The 26,710-nt window shown below is 73.1% G+C and carries 7 protein-coding genes and 3 pseudogenes; 2 read left to right on the top strand and 8 right to left on the bottom strand.

Annotated features, from left to right (window positions below; genetic code table 11):
* The 5 genes and pseudogenes from ACYVIP_RS34990 to ACYVIP_RS34970 all read right to left on the bottom strand — a co-directional run.
* Positions 1 to 4,586, bottom strand: a pseudogene (locus ACYVIP_RS34990) (SDR family NAD(P)-dependent oxidoreductase); the annotation flags it as partial.
* Between the two features lie 34 nt (positions 4,587 to 4,620).
* Positions 4,621 to 11,092 (bottom strand): annotated as a pseudogene (locus tag ACYVIP_RS34985) (type I polyketide synthase).
* 135 nt (positions 11,093 to 11,227) lie between these two features.
* Positions 11,228 to 16,996 (bottom strand): annotated as a pseudogene (locus ACYVIP_RS34980) (type I polyketide synthase); the annotation flags it as partial.
* A gap of 27 nt (positions 16,997 to 17,023) precedes the next feature.
* Positions 17,024 to 18,274 carry a cytochrome P450 gene (locus tag ACYVIP_RS34975; protein WP_460404284.1) on the bottom strand — a complete coding sequence of 417 codons (1,251 nt, stop codon included), beginning with the start codon at positions 18,272 to 18,274 and terminating at the stop codon, positions 17,024 to 17,026.
* 126 nt (positions 18,275 to 18,400) lie between these two features.
* The gene (locus ACYVIP_RS34970) at positions 18,401 to 19,684 is read right to left on the bottom strand and encodes a cytochrome P450 (RefSeq protein WP_460404282.1); all 1,284 of its coding nucleotides are present in this window, start codon (positions 19,682 to 19,684) and stop codon (positions 18,401 to 18,403) included.
* Positions 19,685 to 20,331: 647 nt separating this feature from the next.
* Between ACYVIP_RS34970 and ACYVIP_RS34965 the strand changes: the two genes are divergently transcribed.
* Positions 20,332 to 21,708 (top strand): cytochrome P450, encoded by a 1,377-nt coding sequence (locus ACYVIP_RS34965; protein ID WP_460404280.1) that lies wholly within the window; start codon positions 20,332 to 20,334, stop codon positions 21,706 to 21,708.
* A gap of 233 nt (positions 21,709 to 21,941) precedes the next feature.
* On the opposite strand, the gene ACYVIP_RS34960 is transcribed toward ACYVIP_RS34965, so the two are convergent.
* Together ACYVIP_RS34960 and ACYVIP_RS34955 are read right to left on the bottom strand one after the other, a co-directional pair.
* Positions 21,942 to 22,637, bottom strand: a complete 696-nt coding sequence (locus ACYVIP_RS34960; RefSeq protein WP_460404278.1) for a response regulator — start codon at positions 22,635 to 22,637, stop codon at positions 21,942 to 21,944.
* Complete coding sequence (locus ACYVIP_RS34955) at positions 22,634 to 23,791, bottom strand: sensor histidine kinase (RefSeq protein ID WP_460404276.1); 1,158 nt, start codon at positions 23,789 to 23,791, stop codon at positions 22,634 to 22,636. The genes ACYVIP_RS34960 and ACYVIP_RS34955 overlap by 4 nt, the downstream gene beginning before the upstream one ends.
* Positions 23,792 to 23,981: 190 nt before the next feature.
* Here ACYVIP_RS34955 and ACYVIP_RS34950 point away from each other — a divergent pair, with 190 nt between their 5' ends.
* Positions 23,982 to 25,505, top strand: a complete 1,524-nt coding sequence (locus tag ACYVIP_RS34950) for an alpha/beta hydrolase (RefSeq protein WP_460404274.1) — start codon at positions 23,982 to 23,984, stop codon at positions 25,503 to 25,505.
* A gap of 342 nt (positions 25,506 to 25,847) precedes the next feature.
* Here ACYVIP_RS34950 and ACYVIP_RS34945 read toward each other — a convergent pair whose 3' ends face one another.
* Positions 25,848 to 26,561 (bottom strand): hypothetical protein, encoded by a 714-nt coding sequence (locus ACYVIP_RS34945; protein WP_460404272.1) that lies wholly within the window; start codon positions 26,559 to 26,561, stop codon positions 25,848 to 25,850.
* Between the last annotated feature and the right edge of the window lie 149 nt (positions 26,562 to 26,710).

Here is a 26,710-nt window from a genome sequence, read left to right as displayed (position 1 = left end):
CTGGCGGTGACCGCGACCGGCGGCGCGGTGAGCGCACGACGGGCCGGCGCGGTCAGCCGGACCGGCACCATGGCCGCCCCGCCACCGCGCAGCGCGGCGTCGAACAGCCCCAGCGCCCGGTCGGCCGGCAACGGCAGGATGCCCTTGTCCTGAATCCGCCGGTCGTCGAGCCCATCGGTCATGCCGGTCGCCGGCTCCCACAGGCCCCAGGCCAGCGACACCGCGGGCCGCCCGGCCCGCACCCGCTCGTGGGCCACCGCGTCCAGCGCGGCGTTCGCCGCGGCGTAGTTGGCCTGACCGGGATTGCCCAACACGCCGGAGACCGACGAGAACAGGACCAGCGGGACAGCACCGAGCAGCTCGTCCAGATTCCGCGCGCCGAGGACCTTCGGCGCCAGCACCGCCTCGACGTCGGCGGCCGACAGCGAGGTGGTCATGCCGTCGGCGAGCACGCCGGCGGCGTGCACGGCCGCGGTCACCGGGTGCGCGTCGAGCACCGCGGCCAGCGCGTCGCGGTCGGCCACGTCGCAGGCCACCACGTGCACCCGCGCTCCGGCGGCGGTCAGGTCGGCGACCAGCTGCGCCGCGCCATCCGGTCCGGTCCGGTTCACCAGCACCAGCTCGCGCACGCCGTGGGCGTCGACCAGGTGCCGGGCCAGCAGCGCGCCGAGACCGCCGGTGCCGCCGGTGACCAGCACGGTCTCGCCGAGGTGCAACGGCTCTCCACTCGGGTCCGCCGGCCGCAGCCGGGGCGCGAGCAGCGCACCGTCGCGGACGGCGATGCCCGGCAGACCGGTCGCGACCGCCGCGGCGACACCGGCGCCGGCCGGGTCGTCGGTGTCGATCAGCGTGATCCGGTCGGGATGCTCGGCCTGCGCCGTGCGGAGCAGCCCCCACAACGCGGCCGCGGCCGGGGAGACCTCCTCGTCGGGTGCCACGGCCACCCCACGCCGGGTGAGCAGCACCAGTGGCTCGTCGGAGTCGAGCCGCTCACGCAGCACCGCGAGGGCGTGGTGCACCGCCTCGGCCACGTCGCCGTCAGCTGGCAGCTCGATCGGGCGGGCACCGGGCGGCTGGACGGCTGGCACCGTGTCGACGGCCGGCACCGGGGACCACGCGACGCGGTACAGGTCGGCCGTGCCGACCGGCGCCGGCCGCAGCGTCACCGAGTCCACCGACAGCACCGGTCGACCGACCTCGTCGGTGACGAGCAGGGCAAGCGACTCGTCGGCGAGCCGCCGCACCCGCGCCCGCAGCGTCGCGGCACCGCGCGCGTGCCAGGTGACCCCGGTGAACACGAACGGCATGACCGCGCGCTCGACGCCGAACACGTGCATCGCCGCGTCGAGCAGGGCCGGGTGCAGGCCGTAGCGCGCGGCGTCGGCGCGGTGCTCGGCGGGCAGCTCGACCTCGGCGAACAGGTCGTCGCCCCGACGCCACGCCGCGGTCAGGCCGAGGAAGGCGGGGCCGTACTCGATGCCGACCTCGGCGAAGGCCGCGTAGGTGCCCGCCAGGTCGACGGGTTCGGCGGCGGCCGGCGGCCACTCGGTCATCGCGTCGGGTGCCGGCCCGGCTGGCGCCAGCGTGGCGCTGGCGTGCCGGGTCCACGCACCACCGGTGCGGGCGTGCACCTCGACCCGGTCCCCCACCACCGTCACCCGCAGCACCGCGGTGCTCTCGACCGCCAACGGCTCCTCGATGGCCAGCTCGGCGACGGCGGCACCGCCAGCGGCCCAACCGACCAGCTCGACGAACCCGGTGCCGGGGAACATCACCCGGTCGGCGACGACGTGGTCAGCGAGCCAGGGCTGGGTCTCGGTGGAGAGCCGGCCGGTCAGCACGAGGCCACCCGAGCCAGGCAGGGCGACCGCGGCGCGCAGCAGCGGGTGGTCCACCGACTCGATCCCGGCGGCGCCGAGGTCCTGGGCCCATTCTCCTGGCCGCAGCCAGAACCGCTTGCCCTGGAACGGGTAGGTCGGGAGGTCGACCCGGTGCGCGCCGCTGCCGGCGAACACCGCCGGCCAGTCGACCGTGGCGCCCGCCGCGTGCAGCTGGGCGACCGCGCGCATGGCGAGGTCCGCCTCGTCGAGGCGGGCGTCTCGGCCCACGAGTGGCACGGCGTCGGCGACCAGCGGGGACAGCGCCGCGCTCGGCCCGAGTTCGAGGAACGTGGTCGCGCCCCGGTCGAGCAGGGTGCGAACGCCGTCGTGGAACCGCACCGTGCGCCGCACGTGCTCCACCCAGTAGTCCGGCGAGGTGAGTTCGGTGGCGGCGAGCCGGCCGGTCACGTTCGACACCACGGGCAGCGCCGGCGACTGGTAGGTCAGCGACTCGGCGACGGTCCGGAACTCGGCCAGCATGGCGTCCATGTGCCGGGAGTGGAACGCGTGGCTGACCCGCAGCCGACGGGTGCCCCGCCGGTCGGCCGACCACCGCTGCGCGAACCGGTCCACGGCCGCGGTGTCCCCGGACACCACCACCGACTCCGGGCCGTTCACCGCGGCGACGTCCAGCTCCGGGTCCGGGCCGAGCGCGGCCCGAACCTCCTCCTCGGTGCCGGAAACGGCGAGCATGGCGCCGCCCGGCAACGCCTGCATCAGCCGCGCCCGCGCCGCGACCAGCGCGGCGGCGTCCGCGAGGGACAGCACCCCGGCCACGTGGGCCGCGACCAACTCGCCGATCGAGTGGCCGGCCAGCAGCGCCGGGGTGATGCCCCAGGAACGGACAAGGCGATACATCGCGACCTCGACGGCGAACAGCGCCACCTGGGCATTGCCGGTGCGGTTCAGCTCGTCGGCCGGGCCGTCCACGATGGCGCGGACAGGTCTGTCCAGCAGCGGGTCCAGCTCGGCGCACACCGCGTCGAACGCCTCGGCGAAGGCTGGGAACCTGGCGGCCAGCCGGGTGCCCATGCCGGTCCGCTGAGCGCCCTGCCCGGAGAACAGGAACGCGACGCGGCCGTCGCGGGCGACCTGGCCGCCGGGTAGCTCGCGCAGCAGCCGGACGACCTCGGCACGATCGGCGCCGAGGACCACGGCCCGGTGGTCGAGCGCGGCGCGGCCGGTCGCGACCGAGTACGCCACGTCCGGCACACCGAGCTCGGCACGCTCGGCCACGTGGTCGGCCAGCCGCGCGGCCTGCGCGCGCAGCGCGGCGTCACTCTTGCCGGACACCAGGATCGGGACCGGCCAGAACGGGGTCGGCCCGACCGGCTCCGGCTCGTCGGCCTGCGCGAGGACGACGTGCGCGTTGGTGCCGCTGATGCCGAACGCCGACACGCCCGCCCGCCGTGGCCGGTCCCCGTCGACCGGCCACGGCACGGGCTCGGTCAGCAACTCGACGGCGCCGGCCGCCCAGTCGATGCGTGAGGACGGTCGGTCGGCGTGCAGGGTGGCGGGGAGCACGCCATGGCGGATCGACTGCACTGTCTTGATCAGGCCGGCCACCCCGGACGCGGCGAGCGTGTGGCCGATGTTGGACTTCACCGCGCCCAGGTACAGCGGGCGCTCCCGCCGCCGCCGCCCGTAGGTGGCCAGCAGCGCGTGCGCCTCGATGGGGTCGCCGAGCGCGGTGCCGGTGCCGTGCGCCTCGACCGCGTCGACATCGGCCGCGGACAGTCCGGCGTTGGTCAGCGCCGCCTCGATCACCCGCTGTTGGGCCGGCCCGTTGGGGGCGGTCAGACCGTTGGACGCACCGTCGGAGTTGATCGCCGACCCGGCGACGAGGGCGAGCACCGGGTAGCCGAGCCGGCGGGCGTCCGACCAGCGGGCCAGCAGCACGACGCCGACGCCCTCGGCCATGCCCATGCCGTCCGCGCCGTCGCCGAACGCCTTGCACCGGCCGTCCGGGGCGAGCACCCGCTGCCGGGAGAACTCGACGAACGTGCCGGGCGTTGCCAGCACGGTCGCCCCACCGGCGATGGCCAGCTCGCAGTCGCCGGCACGCAGCGACTGGGCCGCGAGGTGCACCGCGACCAGCGAGGTGGAGCACGCGGTGTCCAGCGTTACGGCGGGTCCTTCGAGGCCGAGCGAGTACGCGATCCGGCCGGAGGCGATGCTGGGCACCACGCCGGTGACGAGGTGGCCCTCGATGGTGGTCGGCGCGTGCTCGAGCGAGGGACCGTACTGCTGGAAGTTGTGCCCGACGTAGACGCCGGTGCGGCTGCCGCGCAGGGCCAGCGGATCGATCCCGGCGCGCTCGACGACCTCCCAGCTCGTCTCCAGCAGCAGGCGCTGCTGGGGATCCATGGCCAACGCCTCGCGCGGGGAGATGCCGAACAGGTCGGCGTCGAAGGACTGCGGGTCGGCGAGGAAGCCGCCGCGGCGCACGTAGGACGTGCCGGAGCGGGTCGGCTCCGGGTCGTAGAGCGCCTCGATGTCCCAGCCGCGGTCGGTGGGGAACTCCGAGGTCACGTCCCGGCCCGCGGTGACGACGTCCCACAGGTGCTCGGGACTCGCGATGTCGCCGGGGTAGCGGCAGGCCATCCCGACGACCGCGATCGGCTCGCCGGCGTGCTCCTCCAGCTCCCGCAGCCGGCGAGTGGTCCGGCGCAGGTCCGTGGTGACCCGCCGGAGATACTCGCGGAGCTTGTCCTCGTCCGTCACGGACGCCACCTCTCTGTCAGGTCTCCCCGAACTCGCGTTCGATCAGGTCGAAAATCTCTTCGTCGGTGGCCAAGCCGAGATCGTCATCGATGTCGGTGTTGGTGTCGGCTGGGCCGGCGGGCCCCGCGCCGGCCCGACCCTGCCGCAGCTCGGCGAGCATCCCCGTCAACCGCCGCGCCGCCTCGGCGCGGCTGTTGGCGTCGGTGATCCGCGCGAGCGTGGCGTCCAGCCGGTCGAGCTCGACATCGACATCGCCACCGACCTGGTCGGCCTCCTCGGTCAGCTCGCCGACCAGGAACTCCGCCACCGCGGTCACCGTGGGGTAGTCGAACACCAGACTCGCCGGCAGCCGCAGACCCGTGGCGGCGGCGATCCGGTTGCGCAGCTCGACGGCCAGCAGCGAGTCGAACCCGAGCTCCTTGAACGGCCGGCCGACGCCGACCACCTCGGCCGAGCCGTGGCCGAGCGCCGCCGCGGTCTGCTGGCGAACCAGGTCGGCCACCGACTGCTCGCGCTCGACGGGAGAGAGCCCGGCGAGCCGCTCGGACAGCGACACCTCCGCCGATCCGTCCGCGCTGACCGCGTCGGTGTCCTCGGTCAACTCGGCGAACAGCGGCCGAGACCGGGCGGAGGCGAACAGCTCGATGAACGTCGACCAGTCCACGTCGGCCACCGACACCGCACCCTCGCCGTGGTCGAGCACCTGACCAAGCGCGGTGAGCGCCGTGGTGGGGTCGATCAGCGGCAGCCCCTGCCGGCGCAGCAGGTCCTCGTCGATCGCGTCGGGCAGCACGTCGCTGCCCCACACGCCCCACGACACCGACGTCGCGCGGCGACCCTGCCCGCGCCAGCGCTCCGCGGTGGTGTCGAGGAAGGCGTTCGCCGCGGCGTAGGCACCGTGGTTGGCCGGGCCCCACACCGCCGCGATGGAGGAGAAGAACACCACCGCGTCCAGCGAGTCGTGGTCGAGCAGTTCGTCGAGATGCGCGGTGCCGAGCACCTTGGCCGCCACCACGTCGGCGAACTCGTCGAGGGTCGTGTCCCGCAGCGCGGACAGCTCCATCAGCGCCGCCGCGTGGATCACGGTGCGCACCTCGTGGCCGTCGGCCCGCAACCCGTCGAGCAGGCCGGCCACCGCGGCGCGGTCGGCGACGTCGCAGGCCGCCACGGTCACCGCGACGCCACGGGCGCGTAGCCGTTCGGCGTGCTCGGCCATGCCCGGCGTGTCCAGGCCGCGCCGGCCGGTCAGCACCAGGTGCTCGGCGCCGGCGTCGGCCAGCCACTCGGCGATGTGCGGGCCGACCGCCCCGGTGCCGCCGGTGATCAGCACCGTGCCCCTGGCCCGCCACTGGCCGCCAGGACCGGCGGCGGCCAGCGGCGCGCGCACGAGCCGGCGCACGTACACACCGGACTCGCGGATCGCCAGCTGGTCCTCGACACCGACGCCGGCGAGCACCGCCCGCAACCGGGTGCTGCCGGGCTCGTCGAGGTGCGCCGGCAGGTCGACCAGCCCGCCCCACTCGCCGGGGTGCTCAAGGGCGGCGACTCTGGCCAGCCCCGAGGTCTGGGCCTGCACCGGGTTGGGCGGCTCGCCGGCCACCGACACCGCGCCGCGGGTCACCGTCCACACCGGAATCCCGGCCTGGAGGTCACCCAACGCCTGCCACAGCAGCACGCTCGCGGCGAGCCCGGCCACCAGTGCCGGGTGCGTCCGGCTCGGTGTCTCGTCCAGCGCCAGCAGGGACAGCACGCCGGTCATCGGCCGGTCGGCCAACGCCGCGCGCAACCGGGCGGCGACGGTGGCTCGGTCCTGCGTGGGGTCGAGCACGAAGGGCACCACCGGCCCGACGTCGGGCACCGGCTCGTCGGCGAGCCCCGGGGTGGTGACGACCAGCCAGGTGCCCCGCGCCGGCACCGGGTCGGTGTCCACCTGGCGCCACTGGACCCGGTACCGCCACGAGTCCGCGGTGCCGGCGGCGGCTCGGCGCCGCCGCCACGACGACAGCGCCGGCAGCAGGTCGGTCAGCGACGTGCCGGCGTCCACGCGCAGGCTGGCCGCCAGCTCGTGCGGGTCGGCGCGCTCGACGACGTTCCAGAACTCCGCGTCGTCGCCGCCGGTCGATGGCGGCGCGTCCAGCCAGTAGCGGGTGCGCTGGAACGGGTAGGTCGGCAGGTCGAGGAGCCGGCCGTCGACCGCCAGGCGCACCGGCACGCCCTGGGTCCACGCGGTGGCCGCGGAATGCAGGAACCGGCGCGCACCGCCGTCGTCGCGGCGCAGCGTGCCGACGCCGACGGCCTCGGCGACGCTGTCCACCACGCCGGGGGCGAGCACCGCGTGCGGGCTGGCCTCGACGAACGGGCGGGCGCCGAGCGCGCAGACGACGTCGTGGAACAGCACGGGCTCCCGCAGGTTGCGGTACCAGTAGTGCGCGTCGAGGGTGACCGTGTCGACCGGGCCACCGCTGACCGTGGACCACATGGTGGCGCCCGTGGCCGACCGCGGCTGGATGCCGGCGAGCCCGGCGAGCAGCGGCTCCCGGATCCGCTCCACCACCGGGGAGTGCGACGCGTAGTCCACCGCGATCCGGCGCGCCCACACGCCGTCGCGGTCGCAGGTCGCGACCAGGTCGGCGACGGCATCCGCCGGTCCGGAGACCACCGTGGTGGCCGGCCCGTTGTGCGCGGCGACCCAGACGCTCGGGAAGCGGGTGGCGACCGCCTCGGCCGGCAGCCCGACCGAGGCCATCCCGCCCGTGCCGGCCATCGACTCCGCGACCAGGCGACTGCGGGTGACGACGACCAGCGCGGCGTCGGCGAGCGAGAGTCCACCGGCGACCACGGCGGCGGCGACCTCCCCCTGCGAGTGGCCGACCACCACGTCTGGCACCACCCCGACCGACTGCCACACCGCGGCCAGCGACACCATCACCGCCCAGGACGCCGGCTGAACCACGTCCACCCGCGCCAACGCCGCGTCATCGGTCAGCACGTCGACCAGGTTCCACGGCACGAGGCTGGACAGGGCGTCCGCGCACTCCCGCATCCGCGCGGCGAACACCGGCGACTCGTCGAGCAGTTCCTTGGCCATCCCGACCCATTGCGCGCCCTGGCCGGGGAAGACGAACACCGCGCCCCGACTCGCCGCCGCGCGCACCTGCCCGAACACCACGCCCGCGGTCTCGGTGCCATCGACGACGGCGCGCAGCCGATCCCGCAGCCCTTCGACATCCTCGGCCAGCACCACCGCGCGGTGGTCGAACGCGGAGCGCGTGGCGAGCGTGGCGGCCACGTCAACGACGCGCTCGGTGCCATCCAGGGTCGTGAGCAGCCGGGCGGCGTGGTCGCGCAACGCCCGCGGCGAGCGCGCCGACAGCGGTACCGGCACCGGTGTCGACCCGGTGGCGAGTGGCTCGACACCGGTCGGGTCGGCGCTGGGCCCCTGTTCGAGGACGCCCTGTTCGAGGACTCCCTGTTCCAGGACGACGTGCGCGTTGGTGCCGCTGATACCGAACGCCGACACCGCCGCCCGGCGGGGTCCCTGCGCCGGCCATGGCCGCGACTCGGTCAGCAGCCGTACCGCGCCGCCCGCCCAGTCCACATGGGACGTCGGCTCGTCCACATGCAGCGTGCGCGGCAACACCCCATGCCGCATCGCCTGCACCATCTTGATCACCCCGGCCACCCCAGCCGCCGCCTGCGTATGCCCGATGTTCGACTTCACCGAACCAAGCCACAACGGCGCCTCCCGATCCCGGCCGTACGTCGCCAACAGCGCCTCGGCCTCGATCGGGTCACCGAGCCTGGTCCCGGTGCCGTGCGCCTCGACCAGGTCGATGTCCGATGTGGACATTCCGGCGTCGCGCAGCGCCGCGCGGATCACCCGCTGCTGGGATGGGCCGTTCGGCGCGGTCAACCCGTTCGACGCGCCGTCGGAGTTCATCGCGGAGCCGCGGACCACCGCCAACACCCGGTGCCCGTTGCGCCGCGCGTCGGACAGCCGCTCCAGCACCAGCATCCCGACGCCCTCGGACCATCCGGTGCCGTCCGCCGCCTCGGCGAACGGCTTGCAGCGGCCGTCGGCGGCCAGGCCCTGCTGGCGGGAGAACTCGACGAAGGTGTCCGGAGTGGACATCACGGTGACGCCACCGGCGAGCGCGTAGTCGCATTCCCCGTCCCGCAACGACTTCGCCGCCAGGTGCAACGTCACCAACGACGACGAGCATGCCGTGTCCACGGTCAGCGCCGGGCCCTCGACGCCAAGCGCGTAGGCGACGCGGCCGGCGACCACACTGGAGAGGTTGCCGGTCAACACGAAGCCCGCCACCTCGTCGGGCACCGCGGCGAGCCGGGCGGCGTAGTCGCGGTACATCACCCCGGCGAACACCCCGGTCCGCGAACCCTTCAACGCCAACGGATCCAACCCCGCGTGCTCNGAACTCCGCCGCCCCATACAGGAACCCGCCAGAGCGGGTGACGCTGCGCGCGAGCTGGTCGGCGGTCCAGCCGCGGTCGGTCGGGAACGGCGAGATGGCGTCGACCTCACCGGTCACGAGTGACCAGAGATCGTCCGGCGTCTCGACGCCTCCCGGGTAGCGGCAGGCCATGCCGACGATGGCGACCGGCTCGTCGACCGCCGTCGCGACGCCCGTGCGCTCCAGCGCCTCGGCCGGCGCGGCGGACAGCCGGTCGACCAGGTACGCGGCGACGGCCGTAGGGGTGGGGTGGTCGTAGACCAGGGCAGTGGGCAGTCGCAGGCCGGTGGCCTCGCTGAGCCGGTTGCGCAGGGCCACGCCGGTCAGCGAGTCGAAACCGAGCTGCTGGAACGCGCGGTCGGGCTCAACGTCGTCGGCGTGGTCCAGGCCGATCGCCGCCGCGGTCTCGGCGCGAACGAACTCCAGCATGCCGGCCGGCGACAGGTCCAGGCCCAGCTCGGCGGTGTCGGCAGCAGGCCGGGTCCGTGGGTCGACCAGGCCGCGCAACAACGCCGGTACCTCGGCGGCGGCCGACCCGTCGAGGTCGAGCCGGACCGGCACGGTGAGCGCCGAGTCGGCCCCGACGCCGAGGTCGAACAACCGGGTGCCGTCCGCTTCGGACAGCGCGCGCATCCCGCCGCGCGCCATCCTGGCGACGTGCTCGTCGGCGAGGTGGCCGGTCAGGTCGCCGCGCGACTCCCACAGCCCCCACGCCAGCGACGTGGCCGGGAGGCCATGCTCGCGCCGGTGGCGGGCAAGCCCGTCCAGGAAGCCGTTCGCCGCCGCGTAGTTGGCCTGGCCGGCCGCGCCGAGCAGGCCGTTGACCGAGGAGAAGAGCACGAACGCCCGCAGCTCGCCGGCCAGCTCGTGCAGATGCCAGGCCGCGTCCACCTTGGGGCGCAGCACGGCCGCCAACCGCTCGGGGTCCATCCGCTCGACCACGCCGTCGTCGAGTATCCCGGCCGCGTGCACCACGACGGTCACCGGGTGCTCGGCGAGCAGGGCGGCCACCTGGTCGCGGTCGGCGACGTCGCAGCTGACCACGGTCGCGGTGGCACCCTCGGCGGCCAGGTCCGCGACCAGCTCCGCGCCGCCGCCGCGGCGGCCGACCAGCACGAGCCGCCGCACGCCGTGCGTGGCGACCAGGTGTCTGGCCAGCGCCGCGCCGAGGGCACCGAGCCCACCGGTGATCAGCACCGAGTCCTGGGCGCCGAGCTCGACCGGGCGCGCCGAGGTGCGTGCCAGGCGGGGCACCCGCACCTCGCCGCCGCGGACGGCCACCCAGGGCTCGCCGGTCGCCACCGCGGCGTCGAGCAGCTGCCGCGAGCGCGGGTCGTCGTCCAGCTCGGCGAGCACGAACCGGTTCGGGTGCTCGGTCTGCGCCGAGCGCACCAGCCCGCCGACCGCGGCGCCTGGCAGGTCCGGCCGGGTGGCGAACACGAGTCGGCCCGGTCGGTCCCGCGCCAGCCAGCTCTGGACCACGGTCAGCGCGTCCCGCACCGCGGCGTGGGTGGCCGCCACCGGGTCGTCGCCGGTCGCGGTCACGTCGTACACCTCGTGCTCGACGGGCTCGCCGGCGTGCTGCGCGACCTCTCGCCAGTGCAGGCCGAACAGCGCCTCGTGGGTGGCCAGCCGCTCGCCGGCGGGACGCAACGTCAGCGACTCGATCGACAGCACCGGGCGACCCCTGGCGTCGCTCACCTCGACGGCCACGGTGTCGGTGCCGACCGGGGTGATCCTGGCGCGCACCGCGGTCGCGTCCGTGGCGTGCACGGTGATCCCGGCGAACGCGAACGGCACCACGGGCCGCTGCGCCTCGGCGGACAGCACCGCGTGCAGTGCCGCGTGCAGCACCGCGTCGAGCAGCACGGGGTTGACGCGGAACCGACCGGGTATCGGCTCCGGCAGCGCCGCCTCGGCGTAGCGGTCCTCGCCGGCTCGCCGCAGTGCCCGCAAGCCTCGGAACCGCGGCCCGTACCGGTAACCCTGCCTGGCGAGCGCGGCGTAGTGGGCCACCACGTCGACCGGTTCGGTGTCCTCGGGTGGCGTCCAGGTGGTGGCCGGCGTCCCGGTGGTCGCGAGCGTGCCGGTGGCGTGCCTGACCCAGTCCCGCGCATCGGTTCTCGAGTGCACCGCGAGCTCGTCGCCGATGACCACGACGCGGACCTCCACCCGGTCCCGCTCGGCGAACTCGACCGGCGCGTGCAGCACCAGCTCGGCCACCCCGGGCCGGCCGACGTGGTCGGCGGCCCGTAGCGCCATGTCCACGATGGCGGTGCCGGGCAGCAGCACCGCGTCGAGCACGACGTGGTCGGCCAGCCACGGATGGGAGCGCCGCGACAGCGTTCCGGACAGCACCGCACCGTCCGCGGTGTCCACCGTGGTGTCCAGCAGCGGTCGGGTGTCGTCGAGCCAGTAGCGCTGGCGCTGGAAGGCGTAGGTCGGCAGGTCGACTCGCCGGCCGGTGAACAGCGCGGACCAGTCCACGTCGAGGCCGGTGGCGTACAACCGTGCCGCGGCGACCCCGAACGCCGCCAGGCCGTCCCTGTCGTCAGGCGGTCCGGTCACCACGACGTCATCAGCGGCGTCATCAGCGGCGGCGGTGTCCTCGACGATCGCGGTGACAATCGCCGCCAGCACCGGCCGCGCACCGACCTCGACGACGGTGCGGTGACCGTCGGCGAGCAGGGCGCGCACGGCGGCGGCGAAGTCGACGGTGTGCGCCAGGTTGCGGTACCAGTAGTCGGCGTCCAGCTCGGCGCCGTCGAGTCGCCCCCCGGTGACCGTCGAGTAGAACGGTATGTCCGGTGTGGACGAACTGAGGCCGGCCAACCGGGCGGTGAGCAGCGGCCCGATCGGTGCCACGTTGGCGGAATGCGACGCGTGGTCCACGAGCAGGCGGCTGCCGGACGCGACCTCGGTGAGCAGCTCGTCGAGCGCCGCGGCGTCTCCCGCCACGACCGTCGAGCGCGGGTCGTCGATGGCGGCGATGGACAGCCGCCCGTCCCAGCGCTGGATCCTCGTCCGCGCCTGTTCCTCGGTCAGCGGCAGCCGGGCCATGCCGCCGGGCTCGCCGCGCTTGACCAGCTCGGCGAGTGCGCGGCCGCGTAGCACCACCACCCGCGCCGCGTCGGCGAGCGAGAGCGCACCGGCGACGCACGCGGCGGCGATCTCGCCCTGACCGTGCCCGACGACCGCCGCCGGCCGCACCCCGGCGGTCCGCCACAACTCCGCGAGCGAAACCGTGACCGCGAACAGCACGGGCTGGAGCACCTCGACGCGGTCGAGTGCGGCGGGGTCGGCCAGCGCCGCCAGCGGTGACCAGCCGGCGATCGACTCGACCGCCGCCGCGCACTCGCGCAGCCGACGCGCGAACACCGGCGCCGTGTCCAGCAACGCGGTCACGCTGTCGACCCACCGCTCGCCGAGGTCACCGGGGAAGACGAACACCACGTCGCCGCCGCCACCGGCCCGCCCGGTGACCAGTCCAGGGTCCGGCCGCCCGGCGGCGAGCCCGGCGAGCTGGTCGAGCGCGCCGGCGCGGTCCGGTGCGCACACGGCCGCCCGGTGCGCCAACGCGGCGCGGGTGGTGGCCAGTGACCAGCCGACGTCGCCGAGCGCCAGGTGCTGGCGGTCGGTGAGGTGGGTGTGCAGGTTGGCGGCCGCGGCGCGCAACGCGGCGGGGGTGCGGCCGGACACCAGCAGCGGCATGACCGGCCCGGCGCCGGCCGGCGCGTCGGACGACTGCGGAGCCTGCTCGACGATCACGTGCGCGTTGGTGCCGCTGATGCCGAACGAGGACACCCCGGCCCGCCGCGGCCGGTCGAGGTCGGGCCACGGGGTGTCCTCGGTCAACAGGGACACCGCGCCGGCCGACCAGTCCACATGCGACGACGGCGCGTCCACGTGCAGCGTGCGCGGCAACCTGCCGTGCCGCATCGCCATGATCATCTTGATCACGCCGGCAACGCCGGCGGCGGCCTGTGTGTGGCCGACGTTGGATTTGAGCGAGCCGAGCAACAGCGGCGTCTCGCGGTCACGCCCGTAGGTGGCCAGCAGCGCGGTCGCCTCGATGGGGTCGCCGAGCGTGGTGCCGGTGCCGTGCGCCTCCACCGCATCGACGTCCGAAGTGGACAATGCGGCGTCGCGGAGCGCGGCTCGGATCACCCGTTGCTGGGCCAGTCCGTTGGGCGCGGTCAGACCGTTGGAGGCGCCGTCGGAGTTGATCGCCGACCCGCGCAGGACGCCGAGCACGGGGTGCCCGTTACGGCGCGCGACCGACAGCCGCTCCAGCACCAGCACCCCGGCGCCCTCGGCCCAGCCGGTGCCGTCCGCGGCGTCGGCGAAGGCCTTGCAGCGCCCGTCCGGGGCGAGCCCGCTCTGCCTGGCGAACTCGACGAACATGCCAGGTGTGGCGTGCACGCTGACCCCGCCGGCCAGCGCGAGCCCGCACTCGCCGCGGCGCAGCGACTGGCTGGCCAGGTGCAGGGCCACCAGCGACGACGAGCAGGCGGTGTCCACCGTCGCGGCCGGTCCCTCCAGGCCGAACACGTAGGCGACCCGGCCGGAGATGATGCTCGGCGTGGTGCCGGTGAGCACGTGACCGCCGGCCTCCGACGGGTCTGCCAACCGCGGCCCGTACTCGCCGGCGGTCGCGCCGACGAACACGCCGGTGCGGCTGCCACGCAGCGAGGTCGGGTCGATGCCGGCCCGTTCCAGCGCCTCCCACGACGTCTCGAGCAGCAACCGCTGCTGCGGGTCCATGGCAAGCGCCTCGCGGCGGCTGATCCCGAACAGCTCGGGGTCGAAGTCGGTCGCGCCGTCGATGAAGCCACCGGCCGATGGCGCGTCGTCGGCGGTGAGCCAGCCGCGGTCGGTCGGGAATGGCGTGATCGCGTCCCGGCCCTCGGCGACCAGCGCCCACAGTTGTTCCGGCGAGCCGACCCCGCCGGGCAGCCGACAGCCGATCCCGACGACCGCGATCGGCTCGTCCGCGCCCGTCTCGGCCCCCGGCGCCGCGTCCGGCGACTCGGCGGCGGCGACGACCTGCTCGTCGGCTCCGGCTCGGGCTCCGGCTGCGTCCGTGCTTCCCCGCAACCGGACCGAGAGGTGCTCGGCGAGCGCGGCTGGCGTCGGGTGGTCGAAGAGCAGGGTGGTGTCCAGGTCGAGCCCGGTGCTGGCGGCCAGTCGGGTCCGCAGCTCGACGGTCAGGTACGAGTCGAAACCCAGCTCCTTGAACGGCACCGTGGTCGCTGCCGGGTCCAATGTGGACCGGCCGAGCGCGACGGCGACCTCGGCGTGCACCAGACCGGTCACGTCGGCGGCGGCGCGGTCCGCCTCGCGTGGCGCCGCGGCCGGCACGTCGTCGTGCCAGTACCGCTGGCGCTGGAAGACGTAGGTCGGCAGGCCGACCCGCCGCCCGTGGGGCAGCACCGCGCGCCAGTCCGGGCCGTGGCCGTTGGCGTCCAGTTCGGCGACCGCGGCGAGCAGGGTGCGGTCGTCGTCGCGGTCGGCGCGCAGGGTGGCCAGCACCGCGACGCCGGGCGCGCACTCCCGCGCCATCGGGGTGAGCGTGGTGTCCGGGCCGACCTCGAGCATGGTGCGCACGCCGTGCGCGGCCAGGGTCGCGACGCCGTCGGCGAACCGGACGGTCTGCCGCACGTTGCGCACCCAGTACTCGGCGTGGCCCATGTCCGCACCGACATCGCGACCGGTGACCGTGGAGACGACCGGGACGCGCGGGGGGTGGAAGGTCAGCCGCTCGGCGACGGCACGGAACGGCGCCAGTGCCGGGTCCATGAGCGGGGAGTGCGCGGCGATGCTGACGCGCAGCCGGCGCGTTCGCCGGCCAAGCGCGGTGAAGTGCGCGGCGAACGCGGTCACCGCGGCGTCCGTGCCGGACACGACGACGGCCGCGGGCCCGTTGACCGCGGCGAGCGCGGCACCGTCGGTGAGCACGGCCGCCGCCTCGGCCTCGGTTGCCTCGACGGCGACCATCGCCCCGCCCGAGGGCAGCGCGCCCATCAGTTGTCCGCGAGCGGTGACCAGCGTGGCGGCGTCGGCCAGGCTGAGCACGCCGGCGACGTGTGCGGCGGCCAGTTCGCCGAAGGAGTGGCCGAGCAGGTGATCCGGCCGGATCCCCCACGCCTCGAGCTGGCGGAACAGCGCCACCTCGATCGCGAACAGCGCCGGCTGGGTGTTCTCGGTCTGGTCCAGGTCGGCGCCGGCGTCGCCGAAAACGGCGTCCCGGACCGAACCGTCCAGCAGGGCGAAGACCTCGTCGATGGCGGCGGTGAACTCCGGCAACCGGCCGTACAGCCGCCGGCCCATTCCGGGCCGCTGGCCGCCCTGGCCGGGGAACAGCACCGCGAGGCCGCCACCACCGGCCCGGCCGCGCCGGGTGCCGACCACCGAGACCGACGGGGTGCCGGCGGACAGCGCGGCCAGCCCGTCGAGCAGCTCGGCGCGTCCGTCGGCGAGCACGGCGGCGCGATGGGCGAGCCGGGTCCTGGTGGTTGCCGCCGACCATGCGACGTCCACAGTGGACAAGTCGGGGTTCGCGGTCAGGTGTGCGTGCAGCGCACCGGCCTGCGCCCGCAGGGCGGTCTCGGTGTGCCCGGACAACGGCACCGCGACCAGCGGCTCCTGGTCGACGGTCGGCCGCGCCGCCTCGACCGGCCCCGGCTCGGCGGTGGCCAGCACGACGTGACAGTTGGTGCCGCCCATGCCGAACGCGCTCACGCCGGCGGTCAGTTGGCCGGCGGGCAGCGCCGTGGTCGCCGTGTTGACCGCGAGGCCCAGCTCGGCCAGCGGGATGTCCGGGTGTGGCGTGTCGAAGTGCAGGCTCGCCGCGAGTGCCCGGTGGTGCAGACACAGCACCGCCTTGAGCAGGCCCGTGATGCCGGCGGCGCCCTCAAGGTGGCCGACGTTGGTCTTGACCGAGCCGACCAGCAGCGGGTGCTCCGCCGACCGGCCCGCGCCAAGCACCGAGCCAAGCGCCGCCGCCTCGATCGGGTCACCGGCCTGTGTGGCCGCACCGTGCAGCTCGACGAAGCTGACGCCGGCCGGGTCCACACCGGACTCGGCATAGGCACTGGCGAGGACCGCTCGCTGCGCGTCGACACTCGGCGCGGTCAGCGTGTCGCCGCCGCCGTCGTTGTTGACCGCGCTGCCGCGCAACAGGCACAGCACCTCGTCGCCGTCGCGCTCCGCGTCGGCGAGTCGCTTGAGGAGCACGAACCCGCCACCCTCGCCGCGCACGTAGCCGTTGGCGCGGGCGTCGAACGCCCGGCAGCGGCCGTCCGGCGACAGCGCGCCAAGCTGCTCCATCGCCCGGAACCCGTCCGGTGCCAGGTTCAGCTGCACACCGCCGGCCAGCGCCAGGTCGCACTCGCCGCGGCGCAGGCTCTCCCCCGCCAGGTGCACGGCGACGAGCGAGGAGGACTGGGCCGAGTCGATGGACATGCTCGGTCCGGTCAGACCGAGCAGATAGGACACCCGGTTGGCGATGACGCCGCGGCTCAGCGCCGTCGCGGTGTGCGGACCGGTGGCCGGTCGTAATCGCGCGTAGTCGTCCGCGATGGCGCCGACGAACACGCCGGTCGGTCCGCCCGGGACGATGCCGGCACGCTCCAGCGCCTCCCAGGCCAACTCGAGCGCGAGCCGCTGCTGCGGGTCCATCGCCGCGGCTTCCCTCGGCGATAACGCGAAGAACGCCGGGTCGAACTCGTCCACGGTGGACAGGAAACCGGCCCGGCCCCTGGTCAGGCCCGACCGGTCCGGCGGCGGCGCCGACGTCGCGTCGATGCCGCTCGCCAACAGCTCCCACAGCTCGGCCGGGTCCGCCGCGCCGGGCAGCCGGCAGGCCATCCCGATGACGGCGATGGCGTCGGCCGACCGGCCAGCCCTGATGTCGACCATCACTCCCCCTGGATGCGCGTCGCGGACTCAGCGGTCCCGCACGGTCACCGGCAACTCCGCCACGCCCCGGATGGTGATGCTCTCCCCTGGGCGCACGGCATCCGGGACGAGCCGCAGGTCGTGCTTGACCAGTTCGCCGACCACGACGTTGGTGACCATCCTGGCCAGGGGCGCGCCGATGCAGAAATGAATTCCGCCGCCGAAGCCGAGGTTGCGGCCGGAGCGGGACAGGTCGAGTTCGTCCGCGTTCTCGAAGGCCGCCGGGTCGTGGTTGGCCGCGCCGAGCATCAGCAGAACCGTTTCACCCTTGGCGATCGGCTGACCGCCCAGCTCGGTGTCCATCAAGGCCACCCGGCCGACCAGCTGCGTCGGCCCGTCGTAGCGCAGCAGCTCCTCGATCGCGTCGTCGAGCCGGTCGGGGTTGGCACGCAGCCAGTCGAGCTGCTCGGGGTTGCGCAGCAGGGCCAGCATCCCGTTGCCGATCAGGTTCTCCGTCGTCACATAGCCGGCCGACAGCAGCAGCGTGCAGGTGACACACAGCTCGGCCATGGTCAGCCTGTCGCCGGCCTCCTCGACGAGGACGAGTTCGCTGACCAGGTCGGCGCGCGGCTCGACGCGCCGCTTCTCGGCCAGCTCACCGAAGTAGGTGATGAGCTCCTGCCGCCCGCTGTCCCGGCGGGCGATCTGCTCCGGGGTAAGGAACACCGCGAGGTCGAGGCCGCGCCCGATGTCCGCGCACAGCGACTGGAACCGCGCAACGTCCTCGTCGGCCACGCCGAGCAGCGTGCCGAGCACGCGTGCCGGGATCGGTCGGGCGATCGTCGACATCAGGTCGATCGGACCGTCGCCCGCCTCGGCGCGCGCCTTCGCGAGCAGGTCGGCCACCAGACTCTTGGTCTGCGCAAGCAACGTCTTGACCCGCGCCGGGGTGAACGCCTTGTTGACCAGCTTGCGAAGGCGCGTGTGGTCCGGCGGGTCCAGGAAGATGAACGGGCGTACCTGGGTGCCGTCGGGGTTGGTGGTGAAGCGCGTCGTGGTCGTGGTGTCCTCGTCGGGCGCACTGTCGCCCCAGCCGAACGCGGCGTCCCGCAGTACCGACGCGCACAGGTCATAGTGGGTCACCACCCACAACCCGAGCGGACTGCGCACCACCGCACCGAGTTCTCGCGCCTGGCGGTACGCCGCGTGGGGATTCTCGCGGTACTCCGGGGTGGTCGGGTCGAACGTCAGCATCGCCCTGGCCACGTCCGCCGGCGATGGCGCCGCTGCCTCCGTCATGGGATGACTCTCTTCCTGATCGTGTGGTGGGACCACCGGTCCGGTCGCGACCGGACTGGTGGTCCGCCGGCTTTCCGGGACGACCTCGTCCGCTTCACTCGACGGCCAGCGGCACCGGTCCGCCGGTCATGCCAGTTCTTCGGTCAGCTCCCGTGCCGGCGTGAGCTCGACGGGCAGCTGCGTGATCACCGTGTGCTTGTTGGTCGCCGCCCACTCCGGGTCGCCGACCACAGTGAACTCCGCGACGCGGTCCAGCAGCTCGTTGAGCAGCACCCGCATCTCCAGGCGCGCCAACTGCGGGCCGAGGCAGGAGTGGATGCCGTGACCGAACGCCAGGTGCGGGTTGGGGTCGCGGCGGCTGTCGAACGTGTCGGGGTCGGTGAAGACCGACTCGTCGCGGTTCCCCGAGGCCCACCACAGGGTGACCTTCTGACCGGCCTCGATCTCGACGTCGCGGAACACGATGTCCTCTGTGGCCGTCCGCCGGTTGTACGGCGTCGGCGAGGACCAGCGCAGCATCTCCTCGACCGCGCCGTTGACGAGGGAGCGGTCCGCGCGCAGCCGCGCCCACTGGTCGGGATGCTGTGTCATGGCGTGCAGACCGATCGCCATCGCGTTACGCGCCGGCTCGCTGCCGGCAGCGATCACCAGGCAGAAGAAGGCGGCCCGCTCGTACTCGGACAGAGGCCCCTCGGTCTCGTGGTCGGCGAGGTCCTGGCGCGACACGATCGACATCAGGTCGTCGGTCGGCTCGGTCGCGCGCTTGAGGGCGATGAGCTCCTGGCTGTACTCGTACAGGGCGTAAATCGTCGCCGTGGCCACGTCGTCATGGTCACCGGAATCGCGGTTGTCCAGTCCGGCGACCGTCTGCGCCCAGTCCACGAGTCGCGGCCAGTCCCGCTCCGGTGCGCCGAGCAGCAGCGCCATCGTCTGGATCGCGAACGGCGCGGTCAGCTCCGGCTGCAGGTCCACTCGCCCCTTGGCGACGGCCCCATCGACGAACTCGCGCGCCATCGCCCGAATTCGTGGCAGTTGCGCGTCCAGCACGGACTTCGCGAGTCCCGGTGAGACCAGGTCGCGCAGCAGCCGGTGCCGCGGGTCGTCGAGCATGTTGAGCAGGACGCCGGCGTGCACTCCGGCTTCCAGGTCGTCGATGTGCGTGCCACCACCAGCCCGACCGCCGCCGCCCTTTGAGGACAGCGTCGACAGCTCGGCCGCCGCCACGAGGTCCGCGTACCGGCTGATCACCCAGAAGCCCTCGCCGTCCTTGGTGTGCACGCCGGGGTGCCACAGCACCGGCGCCGCATGCCGCAGCCGCGCGAAGACGTCGTAGGGAAACCCGGTGCGGAAGGCGCTCTGGTCGGTCAGGGCGAATCCGTCGAGAACTCCGGGAAGACCGGTGTCGGACATCGGTGAACTTCTCCTCTTTGAACTGTTGGCAATCCTCCGCGCCGCAGGAGAAGTTGCCCGACGACGCGACACTCCCCAGTGCCCGGTGACGCGACGGTCACTACGCGCGACGACTACCCACCTACTCCGGTGGAGTCACGGAGCCGGGTGGCGCCATTGTGGACCGCCATCCCTCACGCTGAGTGCTTCCCTGGCCACACAAGGAAACCCCATAGCTGCCCCCAAGTATCCGACTCCTCATGTTCCCGTGACGATAGCACTGCCGGAGTCGCGCGCAGACCTCTTCGAGACAAGTGCGAGGGGCACTCGACCAGGCTCTCCATCGGCCCGCGCAGACCGCGCGGCGCAGCGGCAACTGTCAGCATCATGCGCACCGGCAGGAGGCCGGCGACGACGCCGCCGAGCGCGGCCCGACCGACACAGCACCCGTGACCACCGTCCGCATGCTCACCGTTGACCGGCGGAATAACAATGACGCCCGGCGAATTCCGCCGCCAAGCGCTACCACCATTTCACAGGTGATCGCGCATCACGGCGAGTAGCCAGGTCACTACAAAGGTAGACGCGGCGTGAAATCGCAGGAACTGACCACCAGTGGGCGCCGCGTGGCGTACCGTACGCGGACAAATTCCGACGAGGAGATATTCATGCCTGTAACCACGCCGCCCGGCCCGTCGGGGTTCGAGTCACTCAAGCTCACGCGACGTTTTCAGCAGGATCCGATCTCGGTGTTCCGCGACCTCGCGGCGACCTACGGCGAGGTCGTGCGGTTCAACCTCGGCGGGCAAACGACGTATTTCCTGTCCGGTGCCGAGACCGCCGCGCACGTACTGGTCTCGAAGCAGGAGAACTACGGGCGGGTCAACTATCCCTCGGTCGACGACATGATCGGGGTCGCACTGTTCACCGCGAGCGGGGAGACATGGGCCCGCAGCCGGTCGCTCGCGCAACCGATGTTCGCGGCACGACAACTGCCGAACTACGCCGACCAGTTGGTACAGGTCGCCGCGCGGACAGCGGACACGTGGGCCGCCGGGCCGCTGCCCCGCGAGATCAGCATGGTGTCCGCCATGCGGGAGATGGCGCTCGACGGGGTTTCGCGCGCACTGTTCGGCCCGGACACGAGCGGCCACATGGCCGCGATGACCGCGGCCATCAGGACGTCGGAGACGACGACGGGCAAGGTGCTGCGGTCGCCGCTGGTGCTGGTCCTCAACCAGCTGCCCGGTGTCGGCCCGGCCAGGGCGTGGCGAATGCAGTTCCGCCGCCGGGCGAAGGTGCACGGCGCCGCCCGCGAGTTCGACCGCATCATCGACGAGATCCGCGCCAAGCGAGAGGCTGCGCAGGACCCCGGCGAGGACCTGCTCGGCCAGTTGCTCGCCAGCCGTGACGAGACGACCGGTGCGCCCCTGTCCCGCCAGAAGATTCGCGACGAGGCCACCGGTTACCTGTTCGCCGCACAGGATACGACGGGCCTGACGCTGTCGTGGCTGTGGTATCGGCTGGCGGCCCATCCCGAGGCGAGGGAGAAGCTGGAGGCCGAGGTCGACGAGGTGCTCGGCGACCGGATGCCGACAGCGGCCGACGCCGACCGCCTGCAGTGGACCCGGGCGGTCGTCAGCGAGACACTGCGCATGCACCCGGTGGTGTGGGCGCTTGACCGCACGGCGATGGCTGACGACGAGGTGCACGGCTACCGGATTCCGGCGGGCTCCCGCGTGATGGTGATCCCTCCGGTGAACCACCGGGACACGAAGTGGTGGCCGGAGCCCGACCGCTTCGACCCGACACGGTTCCTGCCCGGCAACGACAAGGGTCGACCGCGGACGGCGTACCTGCCGTTCGGCGGTGGCCGACGGATCTGCATCGGGATGAGCTTCGCGATGCTGGAGATCACTTTGGCGACGGCCGTCCTGGCTCGTCGGTTCCGGGCGGACCTGTTGCCCGGTGCCGAGGTGGGAACGCATCTCGGCGTCGTCATGGCCCCGGCGGGCGGGTTGCCGATGAAGATCTCGGCCCGGTAGGCGGCTGCTCACCGAGGAAATCGGTCATGCCAGTGCCTCCGCGAAGCCAAGCGGGGCCGCAGTCGGTGCCTAGTCGGGATGGCGGAAGCCCGCGACGGCCGGCGTTGAGCGGTTCGGCGAACCAACGCGCCAGGACGGCGATGGCTTGGGCTCGGTCTTGTTCGGGCATGGGCACGATCTTCGGGCGCGGCCTTGAAAAGCACCCGCTGAGCAGTAGCCCGGGGCGGGTCGGTTCACGCTTGGGGGTCGAGGTCGGCGTCGTGGACGAGTAGGGCGATCTGGACGCGGTTGTCGAGGTCCAGCTTGGCGAGGATGGCCGAGACGTGGGTCTTGATGGTGGCCAGGCCAAGGTGGTGGCGAGCGGCGATTTCGGCGTTGGAGCGCCCGGCGCCGACGTCGATGGCCACGGTGCGTTCGCGCGGGGCGAGGGTGTCCAGGCGACGGCGTGCTGCTTCGGCGCGGGCGTCGCGTCCGGGTTCCGCGCCCGCGACGCGGTCGATGAGGCGGCGGGTGACCTCGGGCGAGAGCACCGGTTTGCCTTGCGCGGCCTGACGGATGGCCACGACGAGTTCCTCGGGCGGGGTGTCCTTGAGCAGGAAACCAGCCGCGCCCGCGCGTAGGGCGCGCAGGACGTGGTCGTCGGAGTCGAAGGTGGTGAGCACGACGATCTGGGGCGCGTCGCCGCGGGCGCGGAGGGTCTCGGTGGCGGTGATGCCGTCGGTGCCGGGCATGCGGATGTCCATCAGGACCACGTCGGGTGCGTGGCGGGCGGCCAGCTCGACCGCCTCACCGCCGTCGCACGCCTCGGCAACCACCCGCAGGTCGGTGGCACCGCGCAGCATCATGGTCAGCCCGAAGCGCACGACCGGATCGTCGTCGGCGATCAGCACCGCGATGGCCGGGGCGTCGCCCGGTGCTTCCTCGGTCACGTCGACCACGGTAGCCGGACCGCCAGCCGCCAGCCGCCGGTGTGGGTCGGGCCGTGCCGGAGGTCGCCGCCGACAAGCGTGACCCGTTCGGCCAGGCCGCGCAGCCCCACCCCGGAGTCAGCCGGTGCCGCAGCGGGGCGCACGGGTGGCGCCTCGTTGACGACCTCCGCGCTCAGGTGCGTGCCGGGTTCGGCCGTGATCGTGACGACGACCGGCGCGGCGGGAGCGTGCTTGCGCGCGTTGGTCAGTGCCTCCTGCACGAACCGGTACAGGGTGCGGCCCAAGGCTGCCGAGACCGCGCAGGCGCCGGTGCACACGCCCGGCTCGTCGCGCAGCCGTACGTCGGTGCCGGTGCGAGCGGTTTCCTCGACGAGTTCGGCGATGTCCGTGACGCCGGGAAGCGGCACATCACCGTCCGGGGCGCGCAGCACCGAGATGACCTCGCGCAGGTCCTTGAGCGCGCGGTGGGCGCTTTCCCGGATCAACTCCGCGGCCCGCTGGGTCTCCTCGGCCGTGGCGGCGCGGTGGTAGGCCAGGGCGCCCGCGTTGATGGTGAGCAGGGACAGCCGGTGACCGAGCACGTCGTGCATCTCCCTGGCCAGCGCCTCGCGGGCCTCGAGCCTGGCGTGCTCGGTGCGCAACCGGGCCTCGACCTCGGCCGCGACGGCCCGTTCCCGCAGCGACGCGATGAGCTGGCGACGGCCGCGTCGCAGCAGACCCCACGCGACGACCACGACGTGCACCAGCAGGATCCACGAGACGAGCACCCACATCGACACCATGGGTATCGGCCGCAACACCAGGTAGACCATGTGGGTGAGCAAGCTGCCCACTGCGAGCAGTACGACGGTCCGCGTCGAGCGGTGGACGGCCACGGTGAACAACATGACCAGCGCCGGGATTGAGGCTGTCTCGGAGAAGGGGGGCAGTGCCACCAGGACGGCGGCCAGCACCGTCGGGTAACGGCGTCGCCACCAGAGCGTGAGACAGCCGAGTGCTCCGGCGGCGATGTCGGCGGTCATGAGCCAGCCGGGTGCCGCCGGCCCGATCTCCCGCCTGGCGAAGACCAGCGTGAGCCCGGCCAGGACCGCGAGCACGACCAGCCCACCGTCGGCGACCCGGTCCCGGCGCCGGCTGTCCGCTGTGTCGTTCACGGTGCCGAGCCTAGACAGGCCACCGCCCCGCTACCTCCCACCGAAGACGGCGGTCCGGCTCCGACTTCGGTCAGGCGTTCCGAGCCCATCGACGGATCCGTGTGAACGACCGGCGGCCGTAGCGTCGATGCGGCAAACCCACAGCTACCAAGGAGTTCCTGTGTTCCGTACACGCTCGAGACTGCTCGTCGTGGGAGCCGCGTCGCTGGCCATCGCGGGCGCCTGCACCACACCACCCCCGCCAGGCGCATCGCCACCGGACCTGACCGAGTTCCGCGACCAGCAGGTCGCGTTCGAACCGTGCGGTCCCTTCGCGACGACGCCCACCGACGAGAAGCTGTTCGCCAACGAGCGCCTGGACTGCGCGCGGGTGCAGGTTCCGCTGGACTACGACAACCCGGACGGGGCTCGCGGCGAGGTCGCCATGCTGCGAATCCCGGCCAGTGGCAACAAGATCGGGTCGCTGTTGGTCAACCCGGGCGGTCCCGGCGGTTCGGGGATGAACTTCGTGGCCGTAATGGCCTCGTCGAATCCACTGTGGACCAAGGGGACACTCGGGCAGCGGTTCGACATCATCGGGTTCGATCCCCGCGGGGTGGGCGCGTCGCCGCCCCAGTTGGACTGCTTCACCGATGCCGATGACGACGATCGCATCACGGGGGTCGACAACGCGCTGGACATCGACGGCGCCGCCAGCGAGAAGCAGGCCCGCGAGATCATGCGGCGGTGCGCGAAGAGCGCGGGCGGGGAGGACGCACTCACCAGCGTCGGCACCCGGGAGACCGCGCGGGACATGGACGTGCTGCGAGAGGTCCTTGGCGACGAGAAGCTGACCTTCCTCGGCTACAGCTACGGGACGGAGCTGGGCGGGGTCTACGCGGAGGCGTTCCCGGACAAGGTACGCGCGCTGGTCCTCGACGGTGCGGTCAGCCCTGAGAAGACCCCGGTCGAGATGACCATCGCGCAAGCCACGGCAGGCCAGGAGGGCTTCGACCGGCTGGCCAAGGAATGCGCGAAGTCCCCGGACTGTCCACTGGGGACCGAACCGGATCGCGCGACCGAGAGGTTCCAGGCGTTGACACGGCCGCTGCTCGACCGGCCCGCGCAGACCACCGACGGCCGCGGCCTGGACTACGCCGACGCCACCACCGCAACGGCGGCAGGGCTGCGCGCCGAGGCTCTGGCTCCCCAGCTCATCGACGGCCTCACCGAACTGGCAGCGGGCAAAGGCGACACCCTGCTCTCGCTGCGTGACCAGATGACCGGCCGCGAACCGGACGGCAGCTACAACGGGTTGCTCGACAGCTTCATCGCGTTCCGGTGCATGGACTGGCCCCGCCGCACGCCGGCCGAGCAGACCGAGCTGCTCCGCCGGATCCGCCAGGCCGCGCCCATCCTGGACGACGGCAGGCCGGTGGAGCAAAGCCACCACGCATGCACGGCATGGCCGAAGCCGCCGTCCAGGACCGGCCCCTGGCTCACCGGCGGCGCAGACCTGCCGCCGACGCTGACCGTGTCGACCACCGGGGACGTGGCCACTCCGTACCAGGCCGGGGTCGACCTGGCCGAAACACTCGGCGGCAGCCTGCTGACCGTGGAGGGCGAGCAGCACGGCGTCTCACTGGTCGGTAGCAACGCGTGCATCGACGACACCGTCCTCGCATACCTGGTCGAGCTGAAGACACCGCCCGAAGGCACCCGCTGCGTCCTGTGACCCACTCGCCGATCTTCCGCGCATCGACGAATCGGTCAGGCGGTGCTCCTGGGTGGTGCCAGCGGCGTCGGTGCGCACCAGCACCGCCATGCGGCCCTGCTCGTCGAGTTGTCGCAGTTGCCCGGGGACCTGCCCCAGCGCCTGCTGGAGCACCAGGACGTGGTCGGCGGCGGTGTCACTGCCCGCATTGCCCGCCCCGCGGCAACTCAGCCACCGGTTCACCGGTCCCTGGGGATCAAGGGCAGCAGGGCGGCGTGGGTGTAGTGGCTGACGCCGATGAGCAAGGCCGCCCATCTCGCCGTCGCGGATCGGGGTCGGACGTGGGTGCCCAGAACTGTCGAGCTACTCCCCGCCGCCACCATCCCCGTCGCCGTCGCCGAATCCGCCACGACCACTGCGGTACTTGGAATAGCCGTCGAATTCGGGGTCGGTGTGCTCGATGTAGTCCGGCCAGTCGTCCCGCCACGACGTTTGCCAGCCATCCTCGAGGTTCCACGGTTTTCCGGTGAGCGCGAGGCCTCCGTTCCGCTTCGCGAACGCCCAGACCACCGGCCCGTTCGACGGGCGAAGTCGCGCCGGGGCACGCACCTTCTCGGGGTCGAACAGGTCCACCTCGACGGGTCCAGGGGCCAGTCGCGGATTCTCGTGGGTTACCGCGAAACGAACGAACCGCGCCTGTCCGGCCTCGGGGACGACGACGGTGTGTACCGGATGGTCGGCCGTCATCCGCACCCATGGCAACGCGATCCCGACCAGCACCTCCCGCACGTCGCCGCTCGCCGCACGATTCCATGCCCGCCGCGTCCTGCGAATATCGACCAGCTCGCGCACCACTGCGACTACAGAAGATAATCCCGCCGCAAAGAAAATGATCCCAAAAATTATGATAAACGGATCTCTGCTGATGATGGTAACCGTCAGCACGCCGATCGACAGCAGAACTCGAACGACGGAGCTGATCAGGTTCCGCACGCGGCGCCCGCGCACGCAGGCGCGTCGCGCCGACAGAAAATGTCCCGGTTCCTCGGCTATTTCGTGCGCTCGCCGGTTCGTCACCAGTACGAGAATAATGCGCGCACCGGGCGGAGCCGGTGCACCTGGTCGCAGCGTGCGGACATGACCGCCTGCGCAGCAGGGTGGATCGCGCGGTCTCGGGTGCACAGCAAGTAGCTGGTCGGTAGGTAGCGCCAGGCCCGGTCGGTGAC

It is taken from the genome of Actinophytocola sediminis (assembly GCF_054779715.1).
The sequence above is the reverse complement of the archived record's forward strand: the minus strand, read 5'-3'. Positions and strand labels throughout refer to the sequence as shown.

Excerpts from the sequence above, each read along its gene's own strand:
- ACYVIP_RS34970 (WP_460404282.1), bottom strand. The coding sequence starts at position 19,684 with ATGTCCGACACCGGTCTTCCCGGAGTTCTCGACGGATTCGCCCTGACC.
- ACYVIP_RS34975 (WP_460404284.1), bottom strand. The coding sequence starts at position 18,274 with ATGACGGAGGCAGCGGCGCCATCGCCGGCGGACGTGGCCAGGGCGATG.
- ACYVIP_RS34965 (WP_460404280.1), top strand. The coding sequence starts at position 20,332 with ATGCCTGTAACCACGCCGCCCGGCCCGTCGGGGTTCGAGTCACTCAAG.